A 20,074-nucleotide genomic window follows, 5' to 3' on the forward strand; every position below is an offset into this window, starting at 1 on the left:
TCCAGTCCCGTTTTAGAGTGACTCAGGAGGCTTTTTTTGATATAATAAAAAGGACTGTTATCAGTTAGAAAGAGGTTGGTATGAAAGAATTACAAACTGTACTAAAGAACCATTTTGCAATCGAATTTGCAGACAAAAAGTTACTGGAGACTGCCTTTACTCATACGAGTTATGCCAATGAGCACCGCCTCTTAAAAATTTCACACAATGAACGCTTGGAATTTTTAGGAGACGCTGTTCTACAGTTATTGATTTCAGAATATCTATATAAAAAATATCCTAAAAAGCCTGAAGGTGACCTATCAAAACTCCGTGCTATGATTGTCCGTGAGGAGAGTTTAGCTGGTTTTGCGCGTGATTGCCAGTTTGACCAGTTTATCAAGTTGGGTAAAGGGGAAGAAAAATCTGGTGGTCGCAATCGTGACACCATTCTTGGTGATGCCTTTGAAGCCTTTCTTGGTGCCCTTCTTTTGGATAAGGATGTGGCCAAGGTCAAGGAATTTATCTACCAAGTTATGATTCCTAAGGTAGAAGCAGGCGAGTTTGAGATGATTACAGACTACAAAACCCATCTCCAAGAGTTACTTCAGGTCAATGGTGATGTGGCTATTCGTTATCAGGTGATTTCTGAAACAGGGCCTGCTCACGATAAGGTCTTTGATGTAGAAGTTCTTGTTGAAGGTAAGAGCATCGGTCAAGGCCAAGGTCGTTCTAAGAAATTAGCAGAGCAGGAAGCTGCCAAAAATGCCGTTGAGAAAGGGCTGGATTCATGTATTTAAAGGAAATCGAAATTCAGGGATTCAAGTCTTTTGCTGATAAGACCAAGGTCGTTTTTGACCAAGGTGTGACGGCAGTTGTTGGACCCAATGGATCTGGAAAGTCAAATATTACAGAAAGTCTGCGTTGGGCCTTGGGGGAGTCAAGTGTTAAGAGTCTCCGTGGCGGCAAGATGCCGGATGTCATTTTTGCTGGAACTGAAAGTCGCAAACCGCTCAATTATGCTTCTGTAGTTGTGACTCTGGATAATCAAGATGGATTTATCAAGGATGCTAGTCAAGAAATCAAGGTCGAGCGCCATATCTATCGTAGTGGAGATAGCGAATACAAGATTGACGGCAAGAAAGTCCGTCTGCGTGATATTCATGACCTTTTCTTGGATACAGGTTTGGGACGAGATTCCTTCTCCATCATTTCCCAAGGGAAGGTTGAGGAGATTTTTAATTCTAAGCCTGAGGAACGCCGAGCTATTTTTGAAGAAGCTGCAGGGGTTTTGAAATACAAGACTCGTCGCAAAGAAACTGAGAGTAAACTGCAGCAAACTCAGGATAATTTAGACCGCCTTGAAGACATTATCTACGAGTTGGATAATCAAATCAAGCCTCTTGAGAAGCAAGCTGAAAATGCTCGTAAGTTTTTAGATTTGGAAGGTCAACGCAAGATTATTTACTTGGATGTTTTAGTTGCTCAAATCAAGGAAAATAAGGCTGAACTAGACTCGACAGAAGAAGAGTTGGTACAGGTTCAGGAACTCTTGACAAGCTATTACCAAAAGCGTGAAAAATTAGAAGAAGAAAATCAGAATCTCAAGAAGCAACGCCAAGATTTACAGGCTGAAATGGCCAAAGACCAAGACAGTTTGATGGATTTGGCTAGTCTAATTAGTGATTTAGAGAGAAAATTAGCCCTATCGAAACTGGAATCTGAGCAAGTAGCCCTGAATCAACAGGAAGCACAAGCCCGTTTGGCTACTTTGGAAGATAAGAGAAAATCACTCAGCAAAGAAAAATCTGATAAGGAAAGCTCTTTGGCACTTTTAGAGGAAAATCTAGTCCAAAATAATCAAAAACTCAATCGACTAGAGGCTGAATTGCTGGCTTTTTCAGATGATCCTGATCAGATGATTGAGCTTTTGCGTGAACGCTTTGTAGCTCTTTTACAAGAAGAAGCGGATGTCTCAAACCAACTGACTCGTATTGAGAATGAGTTGGAAAATAGTCGTCAGCTTTCTCAAAAACAAGCAGATCAATTAGAAAAGCTGAAAGAACAGCTGGCTACAGCTAAAGAGAAGGCTAGTCAGCAAAAGGCGGAGCTTGAATCTGCTAAGGAGCAGGTTCAGAAATTACTGGCCGACTACCAAGCTATTGCCAAGGAGCAAGAGGAGCAGAAAGCTTCCTATCAAGCTCAACAAAGTCAACTCTTTGACCGTCTGGATAATCTCAAAAACAAGCAGGCCAGAGCTCAAAGTTTGGAAAATATCCTGAGAAATCATAGTAACTTTTATGCAGGTGTTAAGAGTGTCCTCCAAGAAAAAGACCGCCTTGGTGGGATTATTGGGGCAGTTAGTGAGCATCTGACTTTTGATGTTCATTATCAAACTGCCTTAGAGATTGCGCTTGGAGCAAGCAGTCAGCACATCATCGTAGAGGATGAGAACGCGGCGACTAAGGCGATTGATTTCCTAAAGCGCAACAGGGCTGGTCGCGCAACCTTCCTTCCGTTGACAACGATCAAGGCGCGTACGATTTCTAGTCAGAATCAAGATGCTATCGCTGCAAGTCCGGGATTTCTGGGCATGGCAGATGAGTTGGTGACATTCGATACTAGACTGGAAGCTATTTTCAAGAATTTACTAGCTACGACAGCGATTTTTGATACAGTAGAACATGCGCGTGAAGCTGCTCGACAAGTTCGTTATCAGGTTCGCATGGTGACATTGGATGGGACAGAGTTGCGTACAGGTGGTTCCTATGCAGGTGGAGCTAATCGCCAGAATAACAGCATTTTCATCAAGCCAGAACTGGAGCAATTACAAAAAGAAATTGCTGAAGAAGAAGCAAGTCTTCGTTCAGAAGAAGTGGCTTTGAAGACCTTACAAGACCAGATGGCTAGATTGACCGAATCATTAGAAGCCATCAAATCTCAAGGAGAGCAGGCTCGTATTCAGGAGCAGGGCTTATCCCTCTCTTATCAGCAAACCAGTCAACAAGTTGAAGAGCTAGAAACTCTTTGGAAACTTCAAGAAGAGGAATTAAATCGTCTTTCTGACGGAGATTGGCAAGCGGATAAGGAAAAATACCAAGAGCATCTTACTACTATCGCCAGTGACAAGCAAAATCTGGAAGCTGAGATTGAAGAGATTAAGTCTAACAAAAACGCCATCCAAGAACGTTATCAAAACTTGCAGGAAGAGCTAGCGCAAGCTCGCCTGCTTAAGACAGAACTGCAAGGGCAAAAACGTTATGAAGTGGCTGATATTGACCGTCTAGGCAAGGAATTGGATAATCTGAATATCGAACAAGAGGAAATCCAGCGTCTTCTTCAAGAAAAGGTTGACAATCTTGAGAAGGTTGATACAGAATTGCTCAGTCAACAGGCTGAAGAAGCCAAAAATCAGAAAACAAATCTCCAACAAGGTTTGATTCGCAAGCAGTTTGAATTGGATGATATTGAAGGTCAGCTGGATGATATTGCTAGTCATTTGGATCAGGCTCGCCAGCAGAATGAAGAGTGGATTCGCAAGCAAACACGTGCTGAAGCTAAGAAAGAAAAGGTTAGCGAGCGCTTACGTCATTTACAAGGTCAATTAACAGACCAGTACCAGATTAGCTATACTGAAGCACTAGAAAAGGCACATGAATTGGAAAACCTCAATCTGGCAGAGCAAGAAGTTAAGGATTTAGAGAAGGCTATTCGCTCACTGGGGCCTGTCAATTTGGATGCTATTGAACAGTACGAAGAAGTTCACAGCCGTCTGGATTTCCTCAATAGCCAGCGAAATGATATTTTGTCAGCGAAAAACCTGCTCCTTGAGACCATTACAGAGATGAATGATGAGGTCAAGGAACGCTTTAAATCAACTTTTGAAGCTATTCGTGAGTCCTTTAAAGTGACCTTCAAACAGATGTTTGGCGGAGGTCAGGCAGACTTGATATTGACTGAGGGTGACTTACTGACAGCTGGGGTTGAGATTTCAGTCCAACCACCAGGAAAGAAAATCCAGTCGCTTAATCTCATGAGTGGTGGGGAAAAAGCCTTATCAGCTCTTGCCTTGCTCTTCTCCATTATTCGTGTCAAGACCATTCCATTTGTCATCTTGGATGAGGTGGAAGCTGCGCTGGATGAAGCCAATGTTAAACGTTTTGGGGATTACCTCAATCGATTTGACAAGGACAGCCAGTTTATCGTTGTGACCCACCGTAAGGGAACCATGGCAGCGGCTGATTCTATCTATGGAGTGACCATGCAAGAATCAGGTGTCTCAAAAATTGTTTCGGTTAAGTTAAAAGATTTAGAAAGTATTGAAGGATGACAATTAAACTAGTAGCAACAGAAATCGGAATAAGTAAATTGATACAATAGCATATAAAGAAAGCCTTGAAATTTAGCTGATTTCAGGGCTTTTTAACTGTCTATTGCTATCAGGGTAAAATCATTAGAGATGTTGTGAGTTTATGGAGACACCCTTGATTTGTAAAATGTTAAATAGTAGAGAATCATTTCATCTATTCTTTGTTTACCAGTTTATCGAAATGGCTAGTATAGTGTAATTTTAACTTGTCTTCTCCTAAAATATCAAGCACTTGTATGGCCTGTTTCATTTTTTCAATTCCGCTATCTGAATGACGTTTAAATTCAAAGTAACCAGTTGCATAGAGAAAAACTGTCTGTTCATAAAAGTTTAATTCATTATCTAATAATGCTTTTATCTCGGAGATTAGATAAGTACAGTTTGAAAATTCTTCTTTACCTATGCTCAGGATTAGACAATTGATGGCCAGTTGAGTGACAATTCGCTTATTTGTTTTATTCAATGAAGAGTAGATGTAATTGTTCAACATTTCCTTTGTTAATAGGAAGTAGGAGTTGTAGTTTATTGTTCGTACACAGTTACCTAATAAAGTGATTTCATAGTAACCCCATTTTTCAACTTTGAAGAGATAATCTGTCAATTGAAGTAATTCTTTATTTGATGGAATAATGCTGGAATCCATTGTATGTAGAATGGATTTTATCATTGTTTTCTCGAACGAATTTAAAGTGTAATGTGATGAGTCAGAAAGTAGAGCGGCTATATTATTGATGTTTTGTGATGAATATTGCTTACGAATATATTGAACCAAATTAGCGAATAATTCAGTATTAGTATAATCTTCATCATGTAAAATAAGAAACTCATCTAAAGTAATGTGTAATTTGTCTAAAATATTGATAAGTCGAATACAAGATATCTCTGATTCCCCACGTTCGAATCTAGATATTTGAGATTTTGAAAGATGTTCATCTGCTACAGAGCATAGACTAATTTGTTTTCCTTTACGAACTTTTCTAAGTGTGATGCCAAGTTTTGATTTCATAATTTCCCATTTTCCCAACAAAAATTAAATCCGTTTTTATTTATTGTACAATAAATAAAAACGGAAAGGAAGTCCGAGTATGAAGAAAATTTCAAAATTTTTGCCGATTTTGGTTTTGGTGATGGATATTATCATAATTTTTGGTTAGTAAAAGATGAATTAGAAGGAATGTGGTATGATCAGCAATAAAATTTCATCAGAGTTAAAATATTATCTATATATCATTTTTACAAATTTACGATTTACTAGAATAGTAAATATTATCTTTATTGTCCAGTTTTTGGGATTATCTTTAGTACAATTTGCATTTTTTCAATCTATTTTTCTATTTTCTCAATTAGTTTCAGAGATTCCCTGCGGAATTTTAGGAGATAGATTTAGTAAGAAGAAAATCGTTCTATTGGGACTAGTTCTGTTATCAATTACTCCATTATTAACTCTTTCATCAATCTTGCTAATGAAGGACTATGTTTACTATGTTATTCTAGGGGCATTTGTTTTAGAAGGAGTAGGAAATGCTTTATTAAGTGGAGCTGATGATGCCTTGTTTTTTGAATCTCTAAGAAGTGAAGGCAAGGAGGAGAGTTATGGGAAAATAAGAGGAAAGTTACAATTAATCAGTGCTCTGACTTTGGGGATTGCTACATTTATAGGAGGTGGTTTGTATAGCATTACAAGATATTTACCATATTTTATTCAGTCTTTTACACTTATAGGTTCAATGATAATCATCATATCTATTCCAGATAATCAGAAAAACGCTATAGAAGATCTTAATCAAAATGGTGTTCCGAAATTTAAAGAATTATTTTCAGTTTTTCATAGGTTGCTAGAATCTACTAAAATTCTTTTCATGTTCGCTTTTACTACGGTTATTGTCTCAGCAATTAACGTAATGTTTGCTTTATTACCAGATTATTTTTCTAAAATAGGATTTTCTACATCTATTAATGGAGCTATGTTTATGATTTATAGTATCATTGGTGGCATAGTAGCAACTCAAGCTTATAAAATATCAAAAATAAGAGTTTCTAAATTAATTATGCTGCTATCATTGATACTAATGATTTCCATTATTTTTCAAATTTTGCCTTTCAATGCCACATTTATATTTAGTCTTCTACTGTTGTACATTATCATAGATATTCTTGATCCTATTATCATGGAGATGTTACATCTTTGGGTTGATGACAATTCAAGAGCAACAGTTATATCAGGACTATCCTTTTCAATTAGTCTTGTTACAATGTTGGTAAATCCGATAATTGGTGTAGGAATTCAAATATTTAATATGAGAATAACTATCTTATTGATTTCTAGTTTTATAATTGTAATGATATTAATCTCGTATATGTTAATAGAAAAAACTAAAAGGAGTAAAAAACATGAAAACAGAGAATAAGGCTTATTTAGGTGATTCCAGAGCTATGGAAGATGTCGAAAATGATTCTGTTGATTTAATAATCACTTCTCCACCATATTTTAATTTAGTTGATTATCAACACGATAATTAGATTGGGTTAATAGAAACATATAAAGGCTATATTTAGAGTCTAAATAGTGTTTGGGAAAGATGTAGTAAAATATTAAAAGAAACAGGAACAATTTGCATCAATATTTGCAGTTCTGTAGAAATTAGCAGAAAAAATCAAAATATGTATTACGATATCAAACATGAAATTGAAAAATTCTTTGCGGAGCATAATTTCTATATTGAAGGGACAATAATATGTAATTTGAATAATACTTCATATATCAAAAATCAAGTTGAAAAATATCCTTCAAGTTATTCGAATAATGAGTCTTTGATTCTAAATAACTATGAATACATATTGATTTTTAAGAAAAAGTCAGAATTTATAGTGTGGGATAGAAACATTGAGGGAACTAAATTTATTGACTGCATTTGGAATATACCTTGGGATTATTCTACAAGACCACCAGCTTTTTCAGAACAAATTGTCAATCAACTTATTGATATTTATTCTCTGGAAGGTGATGTTGTGTTGGATCCGTTTATGAGGCAAGCAACTACATCTTTGTGTGCTTTTAAGAAAAACAGAAAGTTCATTACTTATGAATTAAATCCAACCACTTATAAATTATGAAGAAACCTTTAAGACAATTCTGAAAGATGGGTATCTCGTCCTTGTTTTTTCGATTTTTATCAGATTAATTTCAACTTTTATTGGCATTGGAAGTTAGTTTGGGAATTTAGAAAAAATCCAGATATACCAAAGGGGTAAGCGATATTGGATAAAAATCAAGTGATAAAGTAGGGAGTTTATCAAGCGTCTAATCTCAAATGGATTAGGCGCTATTTGCTTTTTCTATGGTATAATAGAAGGTGGATTTATTAAGGAGTATGAAGAATTTATGATTAAACTAGTAGCAACGGATATGGACGGAACCTTCCTAGATGAGAATGGGCGCTTTGATATGGACCGCCTCAAGTCTCTCTTGGTTTCCTACAAGGAAAAAGGGACTTACTTTGCGGTGGCTTCGGGGCGCGGATTTCTATCCTTAGAAAAATTATTTGCTGATGTTCGTGATGACATTATTTTCATCGCGGAAAATGGCAGTTTAGTAGAGTATCAAGGTCAGGACTTGTATGAAGCGACCATGTCTCGTGACTTTTATCTGGCAACTTTTGAAAAGCTGAAAACGTCACCTTATGTAGATGTCAATAAACTGCTCTTGACGGGGAAAAAAGGCTCTTATGTGCTAGATACGGTTGATGAGACCTATTTGAAAGAGAGCCAGCACTATAATGAAAATATCCAAAAAGTAGCGAGTCTGGAAGATATTACAGATGACATTTTCAAATTTACAACCAACTTCACAGAAGAAACGCTGGAAGCTGGGGAAGCTTGGGTTAATGAACATGTTCCTGGTGTCAAGGCTATGACAACTGGCTTTGAATCTATTGATATTGTTCTGGACTATGTCGATAAGGGTGTGGCTATTGTTGAATTAGCTAAAAAACTTGGTATCACAATGGATCAGGTTATGGCTTTTGGAGACAATCTAAATGACTTGCATATGATGCAGGTTGTGGGACATCCTGTAGCTCCTGAAAATGCACGACCTGAAATTTTAGAATTAGCAGAGACAGTGATTGGTCACCATAAGGACCAGTCGGTTATAGCTTATATGGAGGGCTTATAATGGCAGATATAAAATTGATTGCATTGGACTTAGACGGGACCTTGCTGACTACTGATAAAAGGCTGACGGATTGTACCAAGGCAACTTTGAAAGCTGCGCGTGATCGTGGTATCAAGGTCGTATTGACAACTGGTCGTCCCTTAAAAGCTATGGATTTCTTTCTCCATGAACTAGGGACTGACGGCCAGGAAGATGAGTATACGATTACCTTTAATGGTGGTTTGGTTCAGAAAAATACGGGTGAGATTCTTGATAAGATAGTCTTTTCGATTGATGATGTGACTCGAATTTACGAGGAAACTGAAAAACTAGGAATCCCCTTATACGCCATTTCAGAAGGAACAGTTTATCAGCTTCAGTCTGACCAAGAAAGTTTATATGCCCAGTTAAACCCGACTCTAACGTTTATTCCAACTGCTTTTGAAGACTTGTCTAGTCAGATGACCTACAATAAATGTGTGACTGCATTTCATCAGGAACCTTTGGATGCAGCTATTCAGAAGATTTCACCAGAATTATACGACCAATATGAAATCTTTAAATCACGTGAAATGTTGCTAGAGTGGTCACCAAAGAATGTTCATAAAGCAACAGGCTTGGCAAAACTAATCAGCCATCTTGGAATCGACCAAAGTCAAGTTATGGCTTGTGGTGACGAGGCCAATGACCTCTCGATGATTGAATGGGCAGGGCTCGGTGTTGCCATGCAAAACGCTGTTCCTGAAGTCAAGGCAGCCGCAAATGTGGTAACTCCAATGACTAATGATGAGGAAGCTGTCGCCTGGGCTATCGAAGAATATGTGCTAAAGGAGAACTAAGATATGGGATTATTTGACCGTCTATTCGGAAAAAAAGAAGAACCTAAAATCGAAGAAGTTGTAAAAGAAGCTCTGGAAAATCTTGATTTGTCTGAAGATGTTGAGCCTGTCTTAACAGAAGCTCAGGAAGTTCCTCAAGAAGAAGCAGAGGTTGAAAGTTCTGAAGAAACTCTGCTCCAAGAAGAGGATAATCAAGAGACAGTTGAAGAAAGTATGGATTCAAAGCCAACTGTAGAGGTTTCTCAAGAAGAAATAGAAGAATTTCCAAACTCAGAAGAAGTCTCAGAGGGAGATAATCCTGAGCACGAACGAACTGTAGAAGAAAATAGTTCTGAAGTGCTTGAACCAGAAACGCTTCAAGCAGAAGAAACCGTTCAGGAAAAATATGACCGTAGTCTCAAGAAAACTCGTACAGGATTTGGTGCCCGCTTGAACGCCTTCTTTGCTAACTTCCGCTCTGTTGACGAAGAATTTTTCGAGGAACTAGAAGAACTGCTCATCATGAGTGACGTTGGTGTCCAGGTGGCTTCTAACTTAACCGAGGAGCTACGCTACGAAGCCAAGCTAGAAAACGCCAAGAAACCCGACGCACTACGCCGTGTGATCATTGAGAAATTGGTTGAGCTTTATGAAAAGGATGGAAACTATGATGAAAGTATCCACTTCCAAGATGGCTTGACAGTCATGCTCTTTGTTGGTGTTAATGGTGTTGGGAAAACAACTTCTATTGGGAAACTAGCCCACCGCTACAAACAAGCAGGTAAGAAGGTCATGCTGGTTGCGGCAGATACCTTCCGTGCAGGGGCAGTAGCCCAGCTTGCTGAATGGGGCCGTCGTGTGGACGTTCCAGTGGTGACTGGACCTGAAAAAGCTGACCCAGCCAGTGTGGTCTTTGATGGCATGGAACGTGCCGTAGCTGAAGGTATCGATATTCTCATGATTGATACTGCTGGTCGTTTGCAAAACAAGGACAACCTCATGGCTGAGTTGGAAAAGATTGGTCGTATCATTAAACGTGTTGTTCCAGAGGCCCCCCATGAAACCTTCTTGGCTCTTGATGCATCAACAGGTCAAAACGCTCTTGTACAGGCCAAAGAATTTTCGAAAATCACGCCATTAACTGGAATTGTCTTGACTAAGATTGACGGAACTGCTCGAGGTGGTGTTGTTCTAGCCATCCGAGAAGAACTCAATATTCCTGTAAAATTGATTGGTTTTGGTGAAAAAATCGATGATATTGGAGAGTTTAACTCAGAAAACTTTATGAAAGGTCTCTTGGAAGGCTTAATCTAACCAGAAACAAAAATCCTGCAAGGCATAAACTTGCAGGAAATTTTTTTATTCTAAACGACCATCTTGACGATAGGCAATATCTGGTTGCCAAGTCCATTTGGCACCGAATTTTTCAAGTAAGTCAAAGCTAGCTTGAGGTCCCATGCTCCCAGCTTTATAATCATGAAGTGGGGCACCATTTTCAGCCCAGAGCTCTTCGATACGGTCAATCAATTTCCATGAGGCACCAACCTCATCCCAGTGGCTAAAGTTAGTTGAGTTGTTATTTAGGACATCATAAATCAATTTCTCGTATGGTTCTGGAGAAGCACCAGTTGCGGTTGCATCTGTACGGTAATCAAGTGAGTTAGGAGCCAAGTTAAATTCTTCTCCTACCTGCTTCCCATTTAGGCTAAGAGAGAAGCCTTCTGTTGGTTGGATATAGATGGTCAAAATGTTTGGAGCAAGTGGTTCTCCAAAGATAGAATCCATTTGTTTAAAGACGATGTTGACATGAGTTCCTTTTTCAGTTAGTCGTTTACCTGTACGGAAAAAGAAAGGAACACCACGGAATCGATCGCTGTCTACAAAGAAAGCACCAGATGCAAAGGTTTCAGTTGTAGAGTATGGATTCACATTTGGCTCGCTACGATAAGAGATGTATTTCATGCCATCAATCTTACCAGAACGATATTGACCACGGATAAAGTGTTCTTTAAGTTCTTCATCAGTTGGATGATAGAGATTTTTAAAGACCTTAATCTTTTCAGCACGAATCTCGTCTTTTGTGAAGCTGGCTGGCTTGTCCATGGCAAGCAGAGAAAGAAGTTGTAGAGTATGGTTTTGTACCATGTCGCGGAGGGCACCAGATTGGTCATAGTAGCCACCACGTTCTTCTACCCCCAAGCGCTCTGCAAAGGTAATTTGAACATTGTCGATAAAGTCCTTGTTCCAAACGTTTTCAAAAATCAGGTTGGCAAAGCGAACTGCAAAGATACTTTGAATCATTTCCTTACCAAGATAATGGTCGATACGGAAAATTTGTTCTTCGTTAAATGTCGCTAGGAGCTCGTCATTCAACTTGCTTGCAGTTGCGTAATCTGTACCAAATGGTTTTTCAACGATTAAGCGTTCAAAACCTTTACCATCCACAATGTTTTCAGACTTGAGGTGTTTGGCAATGGTTCCAAAGAATTGAGGAGCCATAGACAAGAAGAAGAACTTGTTGTGTTCAGCTTGGTACTTGTCATTTAATTCAGCCTGTAATTGACGTAGAGCAATGTAGTGTTCTGTATCATTGACATCATGACTTTGATAGTAGAAGTGGCTAGCGAATTCTTGAGCCTGTTCGGTACTATCTGCCAAATCAAGGATCGATTCGACGACAACAGATTCAAAATATTCCTTGCTCCAAGGACGACGGGCAGTTCCAATGACGGCAAAATGTTTGGAAAGATTGCCGGATTTATATAGTCTAAATAGGGAAGGGTAGAGCTTGCGTTTAGCCAGGTCTCCACTCGCACCGAAAATTGTAACAATAACCTTAGATGACATCTAGCTACCTAATTTCTATTTTTATTCCTAGTCTTGCTAGGTATGAGGAAACCTCATTTCATAAACTTAATTCTAACATAATTTTCCGAAAAATCAAAAAATCCAATACGAGGTAGAAAAAAACTGCAAGGAAATCCTTACAGTTTGAGTTTAAACGTTTAAGACCTTGTCCAAGAACTCTTTCAGACGTGGGTGCTGTGGGTTATCAAAGATTTGATCAGGTGTTCCGTCTTCAAGGAATTCACCATCTGCAGTAAAGATAACTCGGTTGGCAACCTGACGAGCAAATCCCATCTCATGGGTTACGATAATCATGGTCATGCCTTGTTTAGCCAAGTCTTTCATAACGTTTAGTACGTCTCCGACCATCTCAGGGTCAAGGGCAGAAGTTGGTTCATCAAAGAGCATGATGTCTGGATTCATTGCAAGTCCACGAGCGATGGCTACACGTTGTTTTTGACCACCTGACAGGCTATCTGGACAGGCCTTAGCCTTATCTGCTAGCCCAACCTTGTCAAGCAACTCCATTCCCAATTTTTCAGCTTCTTCCTTAGTCATCAACTTGTGCTCAATAGGAGCAAAGGTGATGTTGTCCAAAACAGACATATGTGGGAAGAGGTTGAAGTGTTGGAAAACCATTCCGATATTTTCACGTACGTGGTCAACGTTGGTTGTTTTTTCAGTTAAGTCATAACCGTTCACAGTGATGTGACCGCTAGTAACTTCTTCCAAGAGATTTAGGCTACGGAGGAAAGTTGACTTACCAGAACCTGAAGGACCAATGATACAAACAACATCTCCTTCATAGAACTTGGTCGTAATTCCTTTTAAAACTTCATTTTTTCCGTAGCTTTTGTGTAAATCATTTACATCAATTTTTAGTTTTGCCATTAACGAATCCTCTTTTCTAAGCGTTTCGCTAGTTTAGTCAAAAGTGTGATAATTACAAGATAGAAGATAGCAAGGATTGCATACATCTTGAAACTTTGGTAGTTACGGGCAATGATAATCTTACCAGTTTGGAAGAGTTCCACCAAACCGATAGCAGATACGATAGTTGTATCTTTCAGAGCGATAACGAATTGGTTAACAAAGTTTGGCAACATCAATTTAGTTGCTTGTGGCAAGATAATCTTACGCATGGTTTTTCCATAAGAAATCCCCAAGCTTCGGCTGGCTTCCATTTGACCAACCGGAACGGCCTGAATACCACCACGAACGATTTCAGCGATATAAGCAGCCGCATTGAGTGAGAGGGCAATGGTACCAGCTACAAAGTCGTTAATTGGACTTTGTTGACCTGTGATAGACTCGATGAAGTTTGGAATTCCCCAGAAGATGAAGGCTGCAAGAATCATCAATGGAATACCACGAATAACGTCAACGAAAATCTCAGAAATCACACGAAGAGATTTGTATGGGCTAACGCTAAACATACCGAAGATAATCCCTATAACAATAGCAATAGCAAATGAGATAAGAGCTAGAGCAAGAGTGATACCAAGCCCGCTAAGGAGTTGTTTGTAGTTGTTTTGAAGCAGACCCCAGATAGTTGTCTCATCAACAGTGCTTGTTGAAGCGGTTGAAGACTCACTAGCTAGGTATTTATCAAGAATCTTTTGGAATTCTCCGTTTGCTTTAAGGTTTGCAAGTCCGTTATTGAACATTTCAATCAATTCTGGATTTGCTCCTTTTTTAACGGCAAAGGCTGTTTCACCAATTGGAGTTCCAGCGATTGGGGTTTTCAATTTTTGGCCTTGGCTGATAGAATATTTGAGAACAGGCTCATCATCCATAACGGCATCGATGGCACCAGTGTTTAAACTGTCATACATTGACGAACCATCAGCGAAGGTTTTGATTTTGTAGCCGTATTTGCTTTGATTTTCTGTTAGGAAGGTTTGAGAAGCAGTTCCGTTTTTAACACCAACTGTCTTTCCTTTTAGATCTTCATAAGAAGCAATATTGCTTGATTCTTTGACACCAAGAATGGTATTAGCAGTGTAGTATGATTCTGAGAAGTCAAAAGTTGCCTTACGAGCATCTGTGACAGACATACCAGCAATGATACCATCAGCTTGTCCAGCTTGGACAGCACTGATAGCAGCATCAAAACCAGGGTTGGTGATTTCAATTTCAAAACCTTGGTCTTTAGCGATTGCTTTAATCAATTCCATATCAATACCAGTGTATTGGTTGCTTGAATTTTGGAAAACAAAAGGTGCAAAAGAAGAATCGCTGGCAATGATGTATTTAGCCTTAACAGGAATGGCTTTGAAGCCTGCAAGAGTAGTTGTAGTTGGCACTGCTGAAGATGATGAAGCAGTCCATTTCTTGATAATTTTATCAAGACTACCATCTTTTTTCATTTCAGCCAAGGCTTGGTTAAATTCAGTAACCAGGTGCTCGTATTTACTTCCTTTTTTCACACCGAAAGCAAAACTTCCTACAGCTTCACCATCCATTTCAATATGGAGGTCTTGACCTTGGTTAATGGCATATTCGATAACAGGTTTGTCATCCATCATGGCATCGATGGCACCAGCACTCAAGCTGTTGTTCATTAAATCACCAGTGTCAAATGTTTTAATAGTAAAGCCGTATTTATCTTTGATTGTTTCAAGGAAACGTTGAGCGGCAGTTCCGTTTTTAACACCAACGGTTTTGCCAGTTAATTGGTCGTACTTGCTAATTTTGTGTGACTTTGTAGTAGCAATGACAACTTTTGTATCATAGTAAGTATCAGACATGGTGAAGACTTTTTCACGTTCTTTAGTCTTTGTCATCCCTGCCATGATAGCGTCGGCTTGCCCAGCTTGAACCGCATTGACTGCTGCGTCAAATCCAGGATAGGACATCTGAATGTTCCAGCCTTTAATCTCAGCGACTTTGTTAATAATGTCAACATCAATTCCTTTATAAGTTTGATCTGAATCTTTAAACTCAAAAGGTGCATAGGCGGTATCAGAAACAATCTTAATCGTTTCTGCTTTGGCAATACCTAGTGAGAAAATTGGGAATAAAATTAGCAAAAATGCTAGAAATTTTTTCTTCATTTTTAGTCTCCTTTTCCGAATATTCTCTCATTATATCAGAAAAAGTAAAAAAAGGCAAATTTTTATATTTTTCGTGTCAGAAAATATAACATTGATTTTTCCTTTTCTTTCTTGAATTGCTATTAAAAAGTGCTATAATAATAGTGTATATAGAAGAAAAGAGGACGGGGATATGAAGAACAAAAGAATATTTAAAGACTTCCAAGCTTCAAAAATGAGTTTAAACATTTACACAAGCCCCTTGTTAGCTCTATTTTTCGTCTATATATCTGAGTTCATATCTTCTCTATTTTTTGGCCTTAGTTTTTTAGCATTGATCGGGCTATTTAGCAATCTTGGTATGGGTGGTCAAAGAATTTCAGATTTCCTTCAAATGTTATTTCAGAATTTATCTGATAAAACAAGTGACATCCATTTAATATTTGAATTATTGTCCTTTGGTTTTATCATCTTAACTGTGTTTAGATGGACTAGAAAAGTAGAGAAAAGACCGATTCGAACCTTGGGATTCTATAAAGAAAATTTTTTAAGTGCCTTATTTAAAGGATACGGTCTTGGTCTATCCCTCTTTATACTTGCTTTGGCTGGACTAGTAGCCTTGGGGCAGTATCAATTTGACTCCATTCACTTGGATACTTATTCGCTAGCTTTTACTTTATTTACAATACCTTTTTGGATTTTACAAGGAACGGCAGAAGAATTGGTTACTCGTGCTTGGCTGATTCCACAATTGGCTAAGAGAACTAATCTTAAAGTCGCTATTATCATATCTAGTAGTCTCTTTACCTTACTTCATTTAGGAAATCCAGGCATAACTTTCTTATCTGCAATTGATCTCTTTTTATTCGGAGTTGCCATGTCCCTATATCTTCTTAAAACAGATACTATATGGGGTATAGGTGGTATTCATGGAGCCTGGAATTTTGCTCAGGGCAATCTCTTTGAGATTTTAGTTAGTGGTCAGCCGTCAGGAACATCGCTGATGACCTTTTTACCACAAGGCAATCAAGACTGGCTATCTGGTGGGTCTTTTGGTATTGAGGGATCCATCGTGTCCAGTATTATTTTGTTTCTGCTGATTCTTTATCTCGCTTATCAATTAAAGAAAGAAAATGAAAGGATGTGACTTCGGTCCGTCCTTTTCTTCGTGAAAATGCTACAAGTATGCTAAAATAGGAATAGCACATGGAGAGAGGATTCTTATGATCAATCGCATTACAGATAATCAATTTAAACTAGTATCAAAATATCAACCATCAGGAGATCAACCCCAAGCTATCGAGCAGTTGGTTGATAATATCGAGGGTGGAGAAAAAGCTCAGATTCTGATGGGGGCGACTGGAACAGGGAAGACCTATACCATGAGTCAGGTCATTTCCAAAGTCAATAAACCAACTCTGGTCATCGCCCACAATAAAACTCTGGCAGGACAGCTCTATGGGGAGTTTAAGGAATTTTTCCCTGAAAATGCAGTTGAGTACTTTGTGTCTTACTATGATTATTACCAACCTGAGGCCTATGTCCCTTCTAGCGATACCTATATTGAGAAGGACAGCTCTGTCAATGACGAGATTGACAAGCTTCGTCACTCAGCAACTTCGGCTCTTTTGGAGCGCAATGATGTTATTGTCGTGGCCTCAGTCTCTTGTATCTATGGTTTGGGTTCGCCCAAGGAATACGCTGATAGTGTCGTGAGTCTCCGTCCAGGTCTTGAAATTTCTCGTGATAAACTCTTGAATGACTTGGTTGATATCCAGTTTGAACGTAATGATATTGATTTCCAACGGGGAAGATTTCGTGTGCGTGGGGATGTGGTGGAGATTTTCCCAGCATCTCGTGATGAACATGCCTTTCGAGTAGAATTTTTTGGAGACGAAATTGATCGTATTCGTGAGGTTGAGGCTCTGACTGGTCAGGTATTGGGAGAAGTGGATCATTTAGCGATTTTCCCTGCGACTCACTTTGTGACCAATGACGATCATATGGAGGATGCTATTGCCAAGATTCAAGCAGAATTAGAAGAGCAACTAGCTGTCTTTGAAAAGCAAGGCAAACTGCTTGAAGCCCAGCGCTTGAAACAGCGGACAGAGTACGATATTGAAATGCTGCGCGAGATGGGCTATACCAATGGGGTTGAAAACTATTCACGCCACATGGATGGACGGAGTGAGGGTGAGCCTCCTTATACGCTTCTCGACTTCTTCCCAGATGATTTTTTGATTATGATTGACGAGAGTCATATGACTATGGGACAAATAAAAGGCATGTACAATGGAGACCGTTCGCGTAAGGAAATGCTGGTTAATTATGGTTTTCGTTTGCCGTCTGCTCTGGACAATCGTCCTCTCCGTCGTGAAGAGTTTGAAAGCCATGTCCATCAGATTGTTTACGTTTCAGCGACACCGGGCGACTATGAAAATGAACAGACCGAGACAGTAATTGAGCAAATCATTCGTCCAACGGGACTCTTGGATCCTGAGGTGGAAGTCCGTCCGACTATGGGACAGATTGATGACCTTTTGGGTGAAATCAATGCCCGTGTTGAAAAGAACGAACGAACCTTTATCACAACTTTGACTAAGAAAATGGCAGAAGACTTGACTGACTACTTCAAGGAAATGGGCATCAAGGTCAAGTACATGCACTCGGATATCAAGACTTTGGAACGGACGGAGATCATCCGTGACCTGCGCTTGGGTGTCTTTGATGTCTTGGTCGGAATCAACCTCCTTCGTGAAGGAATTGACGTTCCTGAAGTGAGCCTCGTAGCGATTCTCGATGCTGACAAGGAAGGTTTCCTTCGTAACGAGCGTGGACTCATCCAGACCATTGGGCGTGCCGCCCGTAACAGTGAAGGTCATGTCATCATGTATGCTGACACCGTTACCCAGTCTATGCAACGTGCTATCGATGAAACTGCCCGCCGTCGGAAAATCCAGATGGCCTATAATGAAGAACATGGTATCGTTCCACAAACCATCAAGAAAGAAATTCGTGACCTGATTGCCGTGACCAAGGTAGTTGCTAAGGAAGAGGACAAGGAAATCGATATCAATAGCCTAAACAAACAAGAGCGCAAAGAACTTGTTAAGAAACTCGAAAAACAAATGCAAGAAGCCGTTGAAGTGCTTGACTTTGAACTAGCAGCTCAGATTCGTGATATGATGCTGGAAGTCAAGGCCTTGGATTAGGGGAATAGTATGATTTATTTAAGAAAGTTAAAGAAAGAAGATTTGATGTCTTTATGGGAAATGGCTTATTCACAGCTTAATCCAGTTTGGAAACAGTATGATGCTCCCTATTATGATGATTATCAGTATTTTTCAAATTTTAAAGAATTCGAACTACAAAAATCAGAATCCATTTTAAGCCACTCAAATCGCCTTGGTATTTTTGTTGATGATAAACTAGTTGGGACTGTTTCGCGTTATTGGGTATGTAAAGAAACAAGATGGATGGAATTGGGAATTGGTATTTATGATAAAAAATTCTGGAACACTGGTATTGGGAAAGTTGCTATGTTGCAGTGGATAGATAGGACGTTTCAGGATTACTTGGAGTTGGAGCATCTGGGTTTGACAACTTGGTCAGGAAATATTGGTATGATGAAACTTGCTGAAAAATTAAGAATGAAAAAAGAAGCTCATATTCCAAAAGTTCGTTATTATCAAGGTAAATATTTTGACAGTATTAAATATGGTATTTTGAGAGAAGACTGGGAGAAAATAAATGACGGTTATTATCAAATCAATGGAAACTCCTGAAGAGATAGAAGGTAAATCCTTCGTTCACTGGCAAACGTGGAGAGAGGCTTATGATGACCTTTTGCCTGCGGAATTTCAGGAGACAATGACATTAGAAAGATGTCGACTCTTTAGTCAAAAGTATCCAGAAAATACATTGATTGCGATGGATGGTGTGAAGATAGTTGGTTTTATAAGTTATGGCAACTGTCGTGATGAGACTATTCAAGCTGGTGAAATTATTGCTTTATATGTTTTAAAAGACTATTATGGAAAAGGAATCGCACAAAAGTTAGTGAAAGCAGCTTTGACTGATCTTAATCATTTTTCTGAAATTTTCTTATGGGTATTGAAAGATAACAAGCGCGCCATTGCTTTCTATCAAAAAATGGGTTTTACTTTTGATGGACAAGAAAAAATACTTGAACTTGGAAAGCCTATAAAGGAAAAACGGATGGTATTCTATTCTAAATAATTCTCAAAAGTAAAAGCTAATATGGTACCAAGTCTGAAAATTTAATAAATTAGAAAGCGAGTAAATTTATGTCCCGTTCCCAATTAACGATTTTAACAAATATTTGTCTGATTGAAGACCTCGAAACTCAGCGCGTGGTGATGCAGTATCGCTCTCCTGAAACCAATCGCTGGTCTGGTTATGCCTTTCCAGGAGGCCATGTAGAAAATGGCGAGTCTTTCGCGGAGTCTGTCATTCGTGAAATCTACGAAGAAACAGGATTGACTATCCAAAATCCTCAACTAGTCGGTATCAAGAACTGGCCACTAGATACAGGCGGGCGCTACATTGTCGTTTGTTATAAGGCAACTGAGTTCTCTGGTACCCTTCAATCTTCAGAAGAGGGAGAAGTTTCTTGGGTGCAAAAAGACCAGATTCCAAACTTGGATCTGGCCTATGATATGTTACCTTTGATGGAGATGATGGACGCTCCTGACAAGTCAGAGTTTTTCTACCGCCACCGTACAGAAGACGATTGGGAAAAGAAAATTTTCTAATCCTTTACTAAATAACCGAGCTGATCCAAGGCCTCCTCGATATATTGGAGGTCTTGTTGCGTTTCCTGTCTAATAGTAATAGAAGATTAGGAAAAAAT

General features: G+C 39.0%; 17 protein-coding genes and 2 pseudogenes. 14 read left to right on the forward strand and 5 right to left on the reverse strand.

The window, feature by feature from the left end:
• The first annotated feature begins 80 nt into the window (after positions 1-80).
• The gene (gene rnc / locus HT671_RS07325; protein ID WP_000661480.1) at positions 81-779 is read left to right on the forward strand and encodes a ribonuclease III; all 699 of its coding nucleotides are present in this window, start codon (positions 81-83) and stop codon (positions 777-779) included.
• Positions 770-4,309, forward strand: a complete 3,540-nt coding sequence (gene smc, locus HT671_RS07330; RefSeq protein WP_023938602.1) for a chromosome segregation protein SMC — start codon at positions 770-772, stop codon at positions 4,307-4,309. Before rnc ends, smc begins: the two co-directional genes overlap by 10 nt.
• A 193-nt stretch (positions 4,310-4,502) precedes the next feature.
• Here the strand turns inward: smc and HT671_RS07335 are convergent, their stop codons facing one another.
• Entirely contained in the window at positions 4,503-5,354 is an 852-nt protein-coding gene (locus tag HT671_RS07335; protein ID WP_023938601.1) for an Rgg/GadR/MutR family transcriptional regulator, read from the reverse strand.
• 79 nt (positions 5,355-5,433) lie between these two features.
• Here HT671_RS07335 and HT671_RS07340 point away from each other — a divergent pair, with 79 nt between their 5' ends.
• From HT671_RS07340 to ftsY, 7 genes and pseudogenes are all read left to right on the forward strand, one after another.
• On the forward strand, positions 5,434-5,502 hold the full coding sequence (locus HT671_RS07340) for an SHP2/SHP3 family peptide pheromone (RefSeq protein ID WP_133302227.1): 69 nt from the start codon (positions 5,434-5,436) through the stop codon (positions 5,500-5,502).
• 27 nt (positions 5,503-5,529) lie between these two features.
• Entirely contained in the window at positions 5,530-6,756 is a 1,227-nt protein-coding gene (locus HT671_RS07345) for an MFS transporter (protein ID WP_172923103.1), read from the forward strand.
• Entirely contained in the window at positions 6,740-6,868 is a 129-nt protein-coding gene (locus HT671_RS11675) for a site-specific DNA-methyltransferase (RefSeq protein ID WP_004242334.1), read from the forward strand. The genes HT671_RS07345 and HT671_RS11675 overlap by 17 nt, the downstream gene beginning before the upstream one ends.
• Positions 6,869-6,922: 54 nt before the next feature.
• Positions 6,923-7,462, forward strand: a pseudogene (locus HT671_RS07350) (DNA methyltransferase); the annotation flags it as partial.
• Between the two features lie 268 nt (positions 7,463-7,730).
• Positions 7,731-8,522: an HAD family hydrolase gene (locus tag HT671_RS07355; RefSeq protein WP_023938600.1), complete on the forward strand. Its 792-nt coding sequence runs from the start codon at positions 7,731-7,733 to the stop codon at positions 8,520-8,522.
• Positions 8,522-9,340: a Cof-type HAD-IIB family hydrolase gene (locus HT671_RS07360; protein ID WP_023938599.1), complete on the forward strand. Its 819-nt coding sequence runs from the start codon at positions 8,522-8,524 to the stop codon at positions 9,338-9,340. Before HT671_RS07355 ends, HT671_RS07360 begins: the two co-directional genes overlap by 1 nt.
• Before the next feature lie 3 nt (positions 9,341-9,343).
• On the forward strand, positions 9,344-10,633 hold the full coding sequence (gene ftsY / locus HT671_RS07365; RefSeq protein WP_172923104.1) for a signal recognition particle-docking protein FtsY: 1,290 nt from the start codon (positions 9,344-9,346) through the stop codon (positions 10,631-10,633).
• A gap of 45 nt (positions 10,634-10,678) precedes the next feature.
• Here the strand turns inward: ftsY and zwf are convergent, their stop codons facing one another.
• The 3 genes from zwf to HT671_RS07380 all read right to left on the reverse strand — a co-directional run bounded on the left by zwf (position 10,679) and on the right by HT671_RS07380 (position 15,222).
• A complete protein-coding gene (gene zwf, locus HT671_RS07370; RefSeq protein ID WP_172923105.1) occupies positions 10,679-12,166 on the reverse strand; it encodes a glucose-6-phosphate dehydrogenase in 1,488 nt (495 codons plus the stop codon).
• 150 nt (positions 12,167-12,316) lie between these two features.
• Positions 12,317-13,057 carry an amino acid ABC transporter ATP-binding protein gene (locus HT671_RS07375; RefSeq protein ID WP_001096326.1) on the reverse strand — a complete coding sequence of 247 codons (741 nt, stop codon included), beginning with the start codon at positions 13,055-13,057 and terminating at the stop codon, positions 12,317-12,319.
• Complete coding sequence (locus HT671_RS07380) at positions 13,057-15,222, reverse strand: ABC transporter substrate-binding protein/permease (RefSeq protein WP_172923106.1); 2,166 nt, start codon at positions 15,220-15,222, stop codon at positions 13,057-13,059. The genes HT671_RS07375 and HT671_RS07380 overlap by 1 nt, the downstream gene beginning before the upstream one ends.
• Before the next feature lie 172 nt (positions 15,223-15,394).
• Here HT671_RS07380 and HT671_RS07385 point away from each other — a divergent pair, with 172 nt between their 5' ends.
• The 5 genes from HT671_RS07385 to HT671_RS07405 all read left to right on the forward strand — a co-directional run bounded on the left by HT671_RS07385 (position 15,395) and on the right by HT671_RS07405 (position 19,976).
• Positions 15,395-16,348 carry a CPBP family intramembrane glutamic endopeptidase gene (locus HT671_RS07385; RefSeq protein WP_172923107.1) on the forward strand — a complete coding sequence of 318 codons (954 nt, stop codon included), beginning with the start codon at positions 15,395-15,397 and terminating at the stop codon, positions 16,346-16,348.
• Between the two features lie 76 nt (positions 16,349-16,424).
• Positions 16,425-18,413, forward strand: a complete 1,989-nt coding sequence (gene uvrB, locus HT671_RS07390; protein WP_050207922.1) for an excinuclease ABC subunit UvrB — start codon at positions 16,425-16,427, stop codon at positions 18,411-18,413.
• A gap of 9 nt (positions 18,414-18,422) precedes the next feature.
• Positions 18,423-18,986, forward strand: a complete 564-nt coding sequence (locus HT671_RS07395; protein ID WP_050207923.1) for a GNAT family protein — start codon at positions 18,423-18,425, stop codon at positions 18,984-18,986.
• Positions 18,952-19,440 carry a GNAT family N-acetyltransferase gene (locus HT671_RS07400; RefSeq protein ID WP_000216002.1) on the forward strand — a complete coding sequence of 163 codons (489 nt, stop codon included), beginning with the start codon at positions 18,952-18,954 and terminating at the stop codon, positions 19,438-19,440. The genes HT671_RS07395 and HT671_RS07400 overlap by 35 nt, the downstream gene beginning before the upstream one ends.
• Before the next feature lie 68 nt (positions 19,441-19,508).
• On the forward strand, positions 19,509-19,976 hold the full coding sequence (locus HT671_RS07405; RefSeq protein ID WP_000091551.1) for an 8-oxo-dGTP diphosphatase: 468 nt from the start codon (positions 19,509-19,511) through the stop codon (positions 19,974-19,976).
• Here the strand turns inward: HT671_RS07405 and HT671_RS07410 are convergent.
• Positions 19,973-20,041, reverse strand: a pseudogene (locus tag HT671_RS07410) (DNA-binding transcriptional regulator); the annotation flags it as partial. The gene HT671_RS07405 and the pseudogene HT671_RS07410 sit on opposite strands and share 4 nt — an antisense overlap.
• Positions 20,042-20,074: the final 33 nt, after the last annotated feature.

It is taken from the genome of Streptococcus sp. 2741 (genome assembly GCF_013276315.1).
Lineage (GTDB): Bacteria > Bacillota > Bacilli > Lactobacillales > Streptococcaceae > Streptococcus > Streptococcus pseudopneumoniae.